Source organism: Xenorhabdus ishibashii, assembly GCF_002632755.1.
Classification (GTDB): domain Bacteria; phylum Pseudomonadota; class Gammaproteobacteria; order Enterobacterales; family Enterobacteriaceae; genus Xenorhabdus; species Xenorhabdus ishibashii.
Window position 1 is genome coordinate 1,313,115 of record NZ_NJAK01000001.1, and the last position, 13,585, is coordinate 1,326,699.

The following is a 13,585-nucleotide window of genomic DNA, read 5'->3' on the forward strand; positions in this document are numbered from 1 at the left end:
TTCCATGATGTCATTCTTGCAACAAGCGGTGAGCCAGAAGCTGCTGCGTCCTTTGGATGTCCAGTTTGCTTATGCGATGATTGAAGATGAAAATCCGCTGCTACTATTGATTACAGCCTTGTTAAGCGCTGAATCAGGCGCAGGGCATGTTTGTTTACCGTTGGAGCGGATTTCCCCAAAATATTTTTTTGAAGGCAGACAACCGGAATTAGCTGCATCGCTTTGGTCTTTAGTCGGAGAACCCGATCAACAGCAAATTTTGGCTATTTTGCAGGCATGTCCGGCGGTAAGTCTGGGAGAATCTCCGGCACCGATGATCCTTACCCATCAAAGGGAGGGTGATTACCGCCTATATTTACAACGTATGTGGCAAAGTGAACGGCGGGTGGCGGATTTTTTTGCTGCTGTGGAGTTCACCGCGACTTTTGATGAAATTCAATTGCGTCGTATTTTGGATGAGCTTTTTGGTATCACTGCTGAAGGGGAAATCGATTGGCAGAAAGTTGCGGCGGCAGTGGCTGTAACCAGCCGTATTTCAGTGATCTCTGGAGGGCCAGGAACCGGAAAAACCACAACCGTAGCGAAATTATTGGCTGCCTTGATCAAGTTACATGAAGGAAAAAAGTTAAGTATTCAATTGGCGGCACCAACCGGTAAGGCAGCGGCCAAATTAACTGAATCGCTAAGGGAAGCGGTCAAGAAACTCGATTTAACGCCAGAACAGTGGCATAGCATTCCAGAACAGGCACAAACGATCCACCGTTTACTGGGCGCACAACCCAATAGCCAGAAATTGCGTTATGGGCGTGATAATCCGCTGTCTCTAGATATTTTGATCATTGATGAAGCTTCAATGGTGGATTTACCGATGATGGCTCACTTGATTGATGCTTTGCCACCGCGGGCGAAAGTCATTTTTCTCGGGGATAAAGACCAGCTTGCATCGGTTGAAGCAGGAGCAGTATTGGGAGATATTTGCCGTTTTGCTGAACAAGGCTATAGTTCCAAGCGTACTGAGCAATTGGCGCGATTAACCGGATGTCAGTTAACACCTTATTTCACCTTACATTCCGATAAAAATGCTTCCACCGTGCGGGATTGTTTATGCTTGCTGCGCAAAAGTTATCGTTTCAACTCGTCTTCTGGTATTGGGCAATTGGCTTCGGCTGTAAATCAAGGGGATCGAGGAGGTGTTGCGGCAGTGCTGAATCAGTCTTTTCCCGATGTTAATTTTTATCCACTTGCAGCGAATGAAGATTATCAGCGTTTGTTGGCGGAAACCGCTGCTGGTTATTCTCAGTATTTAGCAATGGCAAATGAACGGGCGGCAGAAGAAGCCATTTTAGCGGAATTCAATCGCTTTCGATTGCTGTGCGCGTTAAGGGAAGGCCCTTTTGGTGTTACGGGGCTGAACCAACGAATGGAACAATTACTGCATAGAAAAGGTGTTATTATCCTGCCCAAACATGTGGAGAGCCGTGGTTATGTTGGGCGACCTATCATGATATTGCGTAATGACAGTACCCTTGGGCTGTTTAACGGGGATATCGGGATTATGCTCAACAATCAGAATAATGAGCTGAAAGCTTATTTCCAGTTGTCTGATGGACAGATTAAAGGGTTTCAGCCGAGTCGATTACCTCAACATGAAACAGCCTATGTGATGACAGTGCATAAATCTCAAGGATCTGAATTCGAGCATACTGCCTTGGTGTTACCGACTCAATACTCACCAATACTCACCAGAGAATTAGTGTATACCGCACTAACACGGGCGAGGGAAAAACTAACGATTTATGCCAATAAACCAGTTTTAGATAAAGCTGTAGCTACAGCAACACAGCGACGAAGCGGGTTGACAGATTGGTTCAACCCGCAATAAGAAGGCGATGTGGCTAAGGGTTGTATGGTTAGTAATTCTGTAAATCCAGCATCAAAATTTTGGAACAGCGCTGATAGTTATACAGCGCTTGTTTTTCCACGGGCAACATATCTATCCCTGCTGGCTCAAAGCCTTTCTCTTGAAACCAGTGAATACTGCGAGTCGTGAGCACGAAAAGTTTTTCCAATCCTTTCTGTTTTGCCTGACTGGAAATAGAATCTAGCAGAATTTCACCTCTGGAAGAGCTTCGGTAATCTGGATGTACAGCAACACAGGCCATTTCTCCAATTTTTTCATTAGGATAAGGGTATAGGGCGGCGCAGGCGATAGTGATATTATCAAGTTCAATCAGGGTGAAGTTATCAATTTCCATTTCCAGTTGTTCACGTGAACGGCGTACCAAAATACCTTGTTGCTCTAATGGGCGAATAAGTTTGAGAATGCCACCAATGTCATTGATATTGGCGCGGCGTATCTGTTCCGAACGTTCCATAACTATTTGGGTACCGATACCTTCGCGGGAAAATAGTTCCTGAATCAACGAACCATTTTCTTGATAACTGATTAAATGGCTGCGGCGAACGCCACGGCGGCAAGCTTTGATTGCTCCCCTTAAGAAACGCACGGTTCCTGAATAATAATCACCAGCATTTTCCAGTTCGTTCAGGTGTACTTCCCCTTCATTGGGAAACATCTCTGATAAGGTATTGCCTTTAGCGTCAAGTACGCCCTGAGATGAGCAAAACCCAATTAATTTATCTGCTTTTAATTTGATTGCCAACTGTGTTGCAATTTCTTCGGAAGTGAGATTGAAACTTTCTCCTGTAACAGAAACCGCAACTGGTCCAATTAGCACGATAGCACCACTATCCAGTTGCTGGTTGATCGCTCTTTCATCAATACGGCGGATCCTGCCACTATGGCAATAATCGACTCCGTCGTCGATTCCCAAAGGTTGGGCGATAACAAAGTTTCCGCTGACAACACTAATATTAGCGCCTTGTAATGGGGTGTTGTTTAAACCCATGGAAAGGCGCGCTGTAATCTCTAACTGTAATAGGCCGGCTGCCTGTTTGACCAAATCCAGTGTTTTGGTATCGGTTACTCTGGTGTGTTTGTGATAAATCGATTGGCAATTGTGTGCGGCTATATTCTGCTCAATTTGTGGGCGGGCGCCATAAACAACGATTAAGCGAATGCCCAGATTATGCAGTAATCCAATATCGTTGACGATATTGGAGAAATTCTCATGGGCGATGGCTTCACCTCCCAGCATAATGACAAAGGTTTTGCCGCGATGGGCATTGATATATGGAACCGAGTGACGGAAGACTTCAACCAATTCGGTACTGCGTTCTTTCATGAAACCCTCTCTGATTGAATTTCTATTCGTATTTTTTGTATTTTTATTCTTTTTGAGGGGAAATGGCAAGAGGAAACATGGATAAAAATAACGTTATTATTTATATTGATATAAATAAGTTAAATGAGCAAAAAATACGTTTTTTGATGACAGAAGTTTGCTAATTAATTAGAGTTCCTGCCTAACTATTATGTTTGGTAGAAATTACTGCGTTTGGTTGTTTTGAAGCGGAATAAACAATGAGTTATTCAGACCATAATACTTCACGTCGTCGCCTGCTGAAAGGAGCAGCCGCTGTATGGTTATTAAGTATCAGCCCAATAGGTCATGCAGCGACTTCAAAAGTTATTGCTGTTCGTATTTGGCCTGCATCGAGTTATACCAGAGTGACGTTGGAGTCTAATATTCCACTTAAGTATCGCCAATTTTCGCTTTCAAACCCTAATCGTATTGTCATTGATTTGCAGGGTGTCCAGCTTAATAGCATTTTGAGCAGCATGGGGGCACAGGTTCAGCAACGTGATCCTTACTTAAAATTAGTACGGGCAGGGCAATTTAATCCTAAAACAGTGCGTTTAGTCTTTGAAATAAAACAACCTGTCTCCCCGCATATTTTTACATTGCCACCCATTGCGAAGTTTAAACACCGTCTGGTGCTCGACCTGTATCCCCAAAAGGCTGTTGATGTGGCTAATGATCCTTTATTAGCCCTGCTTGAAGAGTACAACAGTGGGAGTTTAGAACAGCATTTGCCCGCACAGACACGTAAACCCGGCAAGGCAGGCAAAGACAGGCCAATTGTGATTATGCTCGATCCGGGTCATGGTGGTGAAGACTCTGGTGCGATTGGGAAATATAAAACCCGTGAAAAAGATGTCGTGTTGCAGATTGCCCGTCGTTTACAGGCACTCATCAAACGTGAGCCAGGCATGAAAGTTTACATGACGCGTAATGAAGATGTGTTTATCCCCTTGACGGTGAGAGTGGCAAAGGCGCGTAAAATGCGGGCTGATCTTTTTGTTTCTATTCATGCGGATGCCTTTACAAATCGCTCTGCACGGGGTTCATCCGTTTTTGCTCTTTCGACTAAGGGCGCAACCAGCAATACAGCTCGTTTTCTCGCCCAAACTCAGAACGAAGCTGACTTAATTGGTGGAGTCAGCAAAAGTGGCGATAAATATTTGGATCATACCATGTTGGATTTGGTTCAAACTGCGACTATCAATGATAGCTTGAAATTTGGTAACGAAGTGCTCAGGCGGATAGGAAAAATCAATAAACTGCACAAAAATAGCGTCGATCAGGCCGGATTTGCGGTGTTGAAAGCTCCAGATATTCCTTCTATTTTGGTAGAAACTGCATTTATCAGTAACTTGGCAGAAGAACGTAAACTTAAGACAGCAAAATTCCAACAACAAGTGGCGGAATCTATTTTTGCTGGTATTAAGGCGTATTTCAAAAACGGAGCAGAATTGGCACGGCGGTGAAATATCCGCTAAAGCTTATTGCTTATGATGCGATGATGGCTATTTTTTTTACATTCATGTTTAAGCATGTTTAAGCTGGAATGAAATAATATTTAAACACGAATGTAAAAATGAGTGGAAATTAGGTAATCAAATTAGAAAATATAAAGCAGAGATGAAAACTGAAGGGAAAATAGGAAAAAAGAAAATTGGTTGCGGGGGCCGGATTTGAACCGACGACCTTCGGGTTATGAGCCCGACGAGCTACCAGGCTGCTCCACCCCGCGTCCGTCTGTCTGCAAATCAAATGCAAACACTGAATAATGACATCATATAGTGTTGGTTGCGGGGGCCGGATTTGAACCGACGACCTTCGGGTTATGAGCCCGACGAGCTACCAGGCTGCTCCACCCCGCGTCCGTCTATCTGCAAATCTTGATTAGCAATCATGAATGCAAACACTAAATAATGACATTTTTACTACTAAGCTGTCTTTGCTGTCAGAGCAAATCTACGCTACATCATACCAAGGTTAATATAAAATCAAGTTGGTTGCGGGGGCCGGATTTGAACCGACGACCTTCGGGTTATGAGCCCGACGAGCTACCAGGCTGCTCCACCCCGCGTCTGATGTCGGCACACTATACTCTGGAACGCAGCAGTTGCAAGTTTTTTTATTGATATTTACTAAATTTATTTGGCCTTTGCTTTGAAAGTGATCTAACTGTTTTGTTTTTGTTCGATAGGTCTGGCTAAAATGGTAAGCTATTTTATCTAACTACATTTCATTATTTATAAGTGTTTGGTATTGTTCGTGGTTCGAGTAAGTGATAGCCAGAGATAAGGCATTAATATGAGAGTTTACGGCAGATATCTTCTATTTGGATGCGTCATTTCGTTATTATCGGGATGCCATTTTCGCCCCACTGATCAGGCACAGCAATATAAGGATGGGCGAATTACCCAAAACTTGCAGTTAGTTAATATCCCTAATGCCGAAGGTTCTCCGGTTAATGCTAAGGACTTTGCCACTCAAGTTAAATATATTAGCGACACTTCTCCTCGTCTCTATGGTAATAATCGTGAATTATTTAATGCAATTGAGCACTGGATGCTATCTGGTGGTGATACCCGTGATTTAAATGAGTTCGGTCTGCTGGCTTATCAGATGGAAGGTGAAGATAAATACGGCAACGTGAAGTTTACCGGTTATTACACGCCCGTTTTGCAAGCACGGCATACCAAGCAAGGAGAGTTTAAATATCCGCTGTATCGTATGCCAACTCATTTACGTACCCGTTTGCCAAGTCGCTCTGAGATATATAGAGGTGCCCTGAGCAAGAAATTTATTATTGGGTACAGTAACTCCCTGATGGATAATTTTATGATGGAAGTACAAGGGAGTGGCTATGTCGATTTTGGTGATGGACGTCCATTGACCTTTTTTGGTTATGGGGGAAAAAATGGGCATGCCTATCGTAGTATTGGCAAAGTGCTGATCGATAGGGGAGAAGTACCGAGCGAAAAAATGTCGATGAAAGCGATCCGTCAGTGGGGAGAACAACACAGCGAGGCCGAAGTGAGAGAATTGTTGGAGAAGAATCCTTCATTTGTTTTCTTTAAGCCTGAATCCTATACCCTTGTGAGAGGAGCCAGTGCTGTGCCCCTTATTGCAAAAGCCTCAGTAGCGTCTGATAAATCATTGATCCCTCCTGGAACCGCATTACTGGCGGAAGTGCCTGTGCTGGATGAAAAAGGCAAATTCACCGGCCAGTATCGAATGCGTCTGATGGTGGCACTGGATGTTGGTGGTGCCATTAAAGGGAATCATTTCGATATTTATCACGGAGTTGGGGAGAAGGCTGGTGAAATGGCGGGTTTTTATAATCACTATGGCCGTGTTTGGGTATTGAAGAAAGCATCATCTGGTTTTTTGGCGGCAAACCAGTAAGATCCCCTCCAATTCAAACCATCAATCGATAACCTGTCTCAATAGAGGTGGGTTTTATGCAGGATTTATTTAGCAATGCAAGTTTCTCTCTCTGATGCTTATCTTCAGCGTTTTGCTGGTACGGCGCGGTTATATGGCCAGAAAGCGCTTTCATTATTTGCCCGTTCACATGTCTGTGTTGTGGGTATTGGCGGTGTGGGTTCATGGGCGGCAGAAGCGCTGGCACGTACCGGTATTGGTGCTATTACGTTGATTGATATGGATGATGTTTGCATCACCAATACCAATCGCCAATTACACACTTTGGTACAGAATGTGGGCTTGCCAAAGACGGAAGTCATCGCGGAGCGGATACGAGCGATCAATCCTGAGTGCCAGGTCACTTGCATTGATGATTTTGTCACACCTGATAATGTGGCTGAATTGATGTCCACGGGATTTGGCTATGTTATTGATGCTATTGATAGCATACGGCCAAAAGCAGCGTTATTGGCCTATTGTCGCCGCTATAAGATCCCGATTGTGACGACTGGCGGAGCGGGTGGGCAACTTGATCCTACCCAGATTCAGGTGGTGGATTTAGCGAAAACGGTGCAAGATCCATTGGCGGCGAAATTGAAAGAGCGCTTGAAGTCAGATTTCCGCGTAGTGAAAAACGGCAAGGGTAAGTTAGGTATTGACTGTGTTTTTTCAACAGAACAGCTAGTTTATCCGCAATCTGACGGCTCAGTCTGTACTGCCAAAAGTACGGCGGATGGTTCTAAGCGAATGGATTGTGCTTCTGGTTTTGGTGCCGCAACGATGGTTACGGCGACTTTTGGTTTTGTTGCTGTATCCCACGCATTGAAAAAGATGGTGGCAAAAGCTGAACGGGAGAATGGGTTTTAAGCGAGCTTGTAATGGTATAAAGATCTCAGACACCTCAAAAGCCTGCTAATGTTATTAGGGCGTGTTGATGTTTTGTCGGGCGTTTAGTTTCATTTTTGGGGCACATTTAAAATCGAAGTGTCGGTGCCCCAAATTATGCCCCTTACTGCGTGTTGATTGCAACAGACCACAATAGACATCAAAATAACAAACTTTATTGATTTATTGGAGTTTTTTGGGAGTTTGTAGACTTGGGTAGACGTTAGGAAACTAACGAATGGTGCCGAAGGCCGGACTCGAACCGGCACACCCGAAGGCGGTTGATTTTGAATCAACTGCGTCTACCGATTTCGCCACTTCGGCACTGAAATGATTCGGAGAACGGGGCTAATTATACCTGTCAGAAGCGCATTCGCAACACTTATCCTTTCGATTTTGTTCAAGTGCCGAAAAAAGAATCGTTTATTCTGTTTTTTCACCAATTTCTTACCCGCAGCGCTTAAAACACAACCATCTTTTCCACCACACTCCGCAAATTCCTCCTCACACAATTCCTTCCACCCCATAGACAACCTATAAACTCCTTATATAATTCAAAACAATACACTGCTATGAGGTAAATTATCATGACTATTATCAGTTGGATTTTTACAGGTATCCTGTTGGGTATCGCTATTGGTGCCATTATGGCGATATTTAAGAAAAATAAATAACAGCTTTATCCTTCCATTTGAATACTTCCTGATTGGTTAATCCAAAAATGAAAAAACGGCTATATAAACTGTGTGCAGTTTCCGTCATGGCATGGACGATTTCAGCTTGTGCGGATTATGGTCATTTACACCAGAAAAAACTTCAGCAATCCAATGTGCAACCGGCAAAATGGGAAGTGTTCGAAAGTAATGACAATATCAAGAAAATGGCTACAACATTGGTCGAGCAGTATTCCCAATCCATCTTTAAAGAGGGCAATCCTTTGGGAATGGCGATGGTGGTCATCGATAATAATCAAGTCATACATCGCAGTTTTGGAGAAACTTATCCAGGAAGCGGCGTTCGGCCACGACAGGATTCTTTGATTCGTATTGCTTCTATTACCAAATTGATGACCAGCGAGGTCATGGTTAAGTTGGCGCAGAAAAAGCACCTTAAGATTACCGATCCATTGCAGAAATACGCTTATTTCGGTGTCCGTGTACCGGATTATGGCGCTCAACCAATCCGGCTGTATCATCTGGCGAGCCATACCAGCGGGTTACCACGGGAACAGCCGGGCGGAAAGTGGGGACGCCCTGTGTTTATTTGGCCGACCCAATCGAACCGCTGGACATGGCTGAAAACCGCAGGAATAGAGGTTCTCCCTGGCAAAACAGCTTCGTATTCTAATCTGGCCTATGATTTACTGGCAGATGCCCTTTCCAAGGCTATGGGAAAGCCATATCCCCATCTGTTGCAAGAGGAGATTACCCATCCTTATCACATGCGGGATACAACGCTGACCCCCACGAAATCCCAATGTGCCCGTTTGATGGCTGGCGTGGAATCAAGTCCTTGTATGCATACCACTGCCGCAGCGGGTAGTGGCGGAATTTATTCCACTCCCGCAGATATGCAACGCTGGATGCAACAATTTTTATCTTCCCATAATCAATTGAGAAAACAGACTGCCAGCCGTGAACAAGGTATCTACTTTAAACGTGCCGAACTGACCTCAATCAAAGGGATGGATGTTGCCGGTTCGGCAGATGGTATCGGGCTTGGCTGGGTATATATGGATGCCAAAGGCAATGTTCCCGGCATTTATCAGAAAACTGGCGGTGGTGGCGGATTTAATACCTATATGGCGATGATACCTGAAAGCAATATCGGCGTTTTTGTAGTGATGACGCGCAAGGAGCAAAGTAAATTTAGTCGCGTGACAAATGGCGTTAATGAATTAGTTGCCGCATTGGCACAAAACCATCATCAAATGTAGTTTCGTTAAGGAAGGGATTGCCTCCACGATTAAGGTGGAGGCGTCAGATAGGTTTACTGAATGAGCAGTTTAGTAGTGTTATTTTCTATGCAGAAGTAAGTAAACACTCACTATAAAAAACAATAAACTTGGCAACAGCGCCCCTAATATCGGCGGCATACTATAAACCAGACTCAGTGGACCAAATATCTCATTCAAGACATAGAACACAAACCCCATGCTGATACCCACAACGACCCTAAATCCCATCGGCACACTACGCAGTGGCCCGAAGATGAAGGAAAGAGCCATCAGCATCATCACCGCAACCGATAAAGGTGCGAAGATTTTTTTCCACATATTAAGCTGGTAACGTCCGGCATCCTGCTGCCCCTGTTTCAGGTAGGTAATATATTGATGCAGGCCGCGTATGGAAAGCGCTTCAGGATCGAGGGAAACTACGCCTAATTTTTCTGGTGTCAGACGACTTTTCCAGTCCGCAGAAATACGTTGTGACCCTGTGATCTGTCCATTTTGGACTAAATCAGACTCTTCAACCTGAGATAACTTCCATTGATGGTGATTTGGGTCATACACCGCTGAAGCTGCATATTTTATGGATAACAGTTTTTGATTGTCATCAACATGATAGATACTAACGCCGTTTAGGGCATTGTCCTTATCAACACTCTGGATATAGACAAAATCATAGCCATCTTTCGCCCAAAGCCCTTTAGTGGTGGACATCAATGAACCACCGTACATTTTTTGGGAGCGATAATTACGGGCAAGCTGCTCTCCTTGCGGAGCAACCCACTCACCAATTACCATCGTCAGCAAGACCAGCGGGATTGCCGTTTTCATGACAGAGCCTGCCACTTGCAGGCGGGTAAAACCAGATGCCTGCATGACCACCAGCTCACTGCGTGTTGCCAGTGCTCCCAAACCCAATAATGCCCCAAGCAGAGCGGCCATTGGGAAGAAGATCTGAATATCTTTGGGAACGCTCAGCAGGGTATAAATGCCTGCGGAAAGTGCAGTATATTCCCCTTGCCCCACTTTGCGGAGCTGATCGACAAACTTAATAATGCCGGAAAGTGATACCAGCATAAACAAAGTCATCAGGATGGTTTGCAGGATGGTTCGGCCAATATATCTATCCAATACCCCAAACATCATGATGCTCCTTGAGTCTTAAAGCGTGAACGCAGTTTACGCATGGGTACGGTATCCCATAGATTAAGCGTTATAGCCAACGCAAAATACACGCCATTGACTAACCACATCCAGAACAGGGGGTCTAACTTGCCTTTACTACCATTAGAGTGCAGAGAGCTTTGCAACAGGAAGAAAATCAGGTAGAGCAACATGGCTGGCAGCATACTGAGTATCCGCCCCTGACGTGGGTTTACGGCACTTAACGGCACCACCATCAACGCCATAATTAGCACCGAAACAATCAACGTCAGACGCCAGTGAAATTCCGCGCGGGAGTCGTTGTCGGTGCCATGCCAAAGCTGCTCAATCGATTTTTGTTCAACTTTATTATCGATATCCGCTTTTTGATGCCCAATCACGGCCTGATAATTAGTGAATTCAGTTATGCGGAAGTCACGTAACAGTGCTGTGCCTTCATAGCGCGTTCCTTGATGGAGTACCGCCACCTGATTACCATTCGGGCGCTCTTCCATATGCCCACCATCTGCAATTACCACAGAGGGGCGCTGGTCATTTGTCGGACGGAGCTGAGCCAGAAAGACATTTTCAAAAGAATTACCCTTCACATTACCGATATACAGCACCATGTTGCCATCACGAGAAGGTTTAAACCGCCCCTCGACAATCGCTGCAAGGCTTGGATTGGCTTTTACATCCGCCAGCACTTGCGCTTTATATTTGGCAGACCACGGCGTGATCCAGATAACGTTAGCCGCCGCCAAGGCTGATGTGAATAGAGCCAGAATAAGGGCTGATTTCACCAAGACACTTTTGCCCAACCCGCAGGCATGCATGACGGTGATTTCACTTTCGGTATAGAGTTTACTGAACGTCATTAATACCCCAAGAAATAAACTCAGGGGCAAAATAAGCTGCGCCATCTCTGGCACACCTAAACCTAACAACGATAAAACCAAATTTGCGGGAATATTCCCTTCCACTGCCGCACCCAATACTTCAACTAATTTCTGGCTGAAAAAGATCAGCGATAAGATGAACAGTATTGCGATTTGACTTTTCAGGGTTTCCCGTACTAGATATCTAATGATGATCACGCTTATTACGCCTGTGAAAACTTGTCTTTTTGCAGGAAAGTCGCTAACTTCGTCGTATATCTACCATTTATATGAATCAGTTTGGCTTCCCCATCGCTAAAATGATACCAAAGCATTCCATATATTGGTTCCCAATTAGAACATAGTTATCGTTATCTAAGTACCAAAAAATAATATGCTTAGTTAACATAACCGTTAATTTTCTTTGGGATGAATTAATGCGGAACGCGATATTTTAGCGATTGTATCCGTCTTTGTCTTTAAGATTCAGGAGAACTCATGGAGTTTAGTGTAAAGAGCGGTAGTCCGGAGAAACAGCGCAGTGCCTGTATTATTGTCGGCGTGTTTGAACCCCGCCGTCTTTCCCCTATCGCAGAGCAACTTGACAAAATAAGTAATGGCTATATCAGTGCCTTATTACGCCGTGGTGAACTTGAAGGCAAGGTAGGTCAAACCTTGTTGCTACATCATGTTCCGAACGTACTGTCTGAACGTATTTTGCTGGTTGGATGTGGAAAAGAGCGTGAACTGGATGAACGTCAGTATAAGCAAATTATCCAGAAAACGATCAATACCCTCAACGAAACTGGTTCAATGGAAGCAGTTTGTTTCTTGACAGAACTGCATGTGAAGGCACGCAATAATTACTGGAAAGTGCGTCAGGCGGTCGAAACAGCTAAAGAGTCACTGTATGTTTTCGATCAGCTCAAAAGCAGCAAAAATGAACTTCGTCGCCCACTGCGTAAAATGGTGTTCAATGTACCAACCCGCCGCGAATTGACCAGTGGTGAACGCGCTATTCAGCACGGTCTTGCCATTGCGTCGGGTATCAAGGCGGCGAAAGATCTCGCCAATATGCCACCCAATATCTGTAATGCTGCCTATTTAGCATCACAGGCGCGCCAGCTTGCTGACAATGCGGCTAATCTGACCACCAAAGTGATTGGTGAAGAGCAGATGAAAGAGCTGGGTATGAATTCTTATCTGGCGGTTGGTCAAGGGTCGCAGAATGAATCCCTGATGGCAGTTATGGAGTATAAAGGCAGCACAGACGCCAATGCGAAACCTATCGTATTAGTGGGCAAAGGGCTGACTTTTGATTCCGGCGGTATTTCTATCAAACCAGCCGAAGGCATGGATGAGATGAAATATGATATGTGTGGGGCTGCTTCTGTCTATGGTGCCATGCGCGTTGTTGCCGAGCTGCAATTGCCAATCAATGTCATCGGTGTTCTGGCAGGCTGTGAAAATATGCCGGGCGGACGCGCCTATCGCCCTGGAGACATTCTGACTACCATGTCCGGCCAGACTGTTGAAGTGACGAACACCGATGCGGAAGGTCGTCTGGTATTGTGTGATGCGTTGACTTATGTTGAGCGTTTTGAGCCAGAATTGGTTATTGATGTCGCAACCTTGACCGGCGCCTGTGTCGTCGCTCTGGGCGGCCATTATACCGGCCTGATGTCTAACCATAATCCACTGGCACATGAACTACTGAATGCGTCAGAGCAAGCTGGCGATCGTGCATGGCGTCTGCCGTTGGCTGATGAATATACCGAGCAGTTAGAATCCAATTTTGCCGATATGGTAAACGCGTGCGGACGTTCCGGTGGCGCAATTACCGCAGGTGCTTTCCTGTCCCGTTTCACGGCCAAATACCACTGGGCACATCTGGATATAGCAGGTACAGCATGGCGTTCAGGTAAAGCGAAAGGAGCAACAGGTCGTCCGGTTGCACTCCTGTCACAATTCCTGTTAAATCGTTCAGGTTTGAATTCTGACGATTAATGCTCCTGCCGCTTAATGGAATTAAGGGTATTGCAACTGCA

Annotated in this window: 9 protein-coding genes and 4 tRNA genes; 6 read left to right on the top strand and 7 right to left on the bottom strand. The window is 45.0% G+C overall.

The window, feature by feature from the left end; genetic code table 11:
* The first annotated feature begins 4 nt into the window (after positions 1 to 4).
* Positions 5 to 1,882, top strand: a complete 1,878-nt coding sequence (gene recD, locus Xish_RS06180) for an exodeoxyribonuclease V subunit alpha (protein ID WP_208614845.1) — start codon at positions 5 to 7, stop codon at positions 1,880 to 1,882.
* 28 nt (positions 1,883 to 1,910) lie between these two features.
* On the opposite strand, the gene argA is transcribed toward recD, so the two are convergent.
* Complete coding sequence (gene argA / locus Xish_RS06185; RefSeq protein WP_099117147.1) at positions 1,911 to 3,245, bottom strand: amino-acid N-acetyltransferase; 1,335 nt, start codon at positions 3,243 to 3,245, stop codon at positions 1,911 to 1,913.
* A 239-nt stretch (positions 3,246 to 3,484) separates the two neighbouring features.
* On the opposite strand from argA, the gene amiC reads away from it, so the two are divergent.
* The gene (gene amiC / locus Xish_RS06190) at positions 3,485 to 4,732 is read left to right on the top strand and encodes an N-acetylmuramoyl-L-alanine amidase AmiC (protein ID WP_099117148.1); all 1,248 of its coding nucleotides are present in this window, start codon (positions 3,485 to 3,487) and stop codon (positions 4,730 to 4,732) included.
* Positions 4,733 to 4,921: 189 nt separating this feature from the next.
* On the opposite strand, the gene Xish_RS06195 is transcribed toward amiC, so the two are convergent.
* The 3 genes from Xish_RS06195 to Xish_RS06205 all read right to left on the bottom strand — a co-directional run bounded on the left by Xish_RS06195 (position 4,922) and on the right by Xish_RS06205 (position 5,337).
* Positions 4,922 to 4,998, bottom strand: a tRNA-Met gene (locus tag Xish_RS06195).
* 53 nt (positions 4,999 to 5,051) lie between these two features.
* Positions 5,052 to 5,128, bottom strand: a tRNA-Met gene (locus Xish_RS06200).
* Positions 5,129 to 5,260: 132 nt separating this feature from the next.
* Positions 5,261 to 5,337 (bottom strand) — tRNA-Met (locus tag Xish_RS06205).
* Positions 5,338 to 5,564: 227 nt separating this feature from the next.
* On the opposite strand from Xish_RS06205, the gene mltA reads away from it, so the two are divergent.
* A complete protein-coding gene (gene mltA, locus Xish_RS06210; RefSeq protein ID WP_099117149.1) occupies positions 5,565 to 6,662 on the top strand; it encodes a murein transglycosylase A in 1,098 nt (365 codons plus the stop codon).
* Between the two features lie 75 nt (positions 6,663 to 6,737).
* On the top strand, positions 6,738 to 7,550 hold the full coding sequence (gene tcdA, locus Xish_RS06215; protein WP_099117150.1) for a tRNA cyclic N6-threonylcarbamoyladenosine(37) synthase TcdA: 813 nt from the start codon (positions 6,738 to 6,740) through the stop codon (positions 7,548 to 7,550).
* A 257-nt stretch (positions 7,551 to 7,807) separates the two neighbouring features.
* Here tcdA and Xish_RS06220 read toward each other — a convergent pair.
* Positions 7,808 to 7,892, bottom strand: a tRNA-Leu gene (locus tag Xish_RS06220).
* A gap of 397 nt (positions 7,893 to 8,289) precedes the next feature.
* Here Xish_RS06220 and ampH point away from each other — a divergent pair.
* On the top strand, positions 8,290 to 9,504 hold the full coding sequence (gene ampH / locus Xish_RS06230; RefSeq protein ID WP_099117152.1) for a D-alanyl-D-alanine-carboxypeptidase/endopeptidase AmpH: 1,215 nt from the start codon (positions 8,290 to 8,292) through the stop codon (positions 9,502 to 9,504).
* Positions 9,505 to 9,582: 78 nt separating this feature from the next.
* Here the strand turns inward: ampH and lptG are convergent, their stop codons facing one another.
* On the bottom strand, positions 9,583 to 10,659 hold the full coding sequence (gene lptG, locus Xish_RS06235) for an LPS export ABC transporter permease LptG (protein WP_099117153.1): 1,077 nt from the start codon (positions 10,657 to 10,659) through the stop codon (positions 9,583 to 9,585).
* Positions 10,659 to 11,756: an LPS export ABC transporter permease LptF gene (gene lptF, locus Xish_RS06240; protein ID WP_099117154.1), complete on the bottom strand. Its 1,098-nt coding sequence runs from the start codon at positions 11,754 to 11,756 to the stop codon at positions 10,659 to 10,661. The genes lptG and lptF overlap by 1 nt, the downstream gene beginning before the upstream one ends.
* Before the next feature lie 279 nt (positions 11,757 to 12,035).
* Here lptF and pepA point away from each other — a divergent pair, with 279 nt between their 5' ends.
* A complete protein-coding gene (gene pepA, locus Xish_RS06245; protein ID WP_099117155.1) occupies positions 12,036 to 13,544 on the top strand; it encodes a leucyl aminopeptidase in 1,509 nt (502 codons plus the stop codon).
* Positions 13,545 to 13,585: the final 41 nt, after the last annotated feature.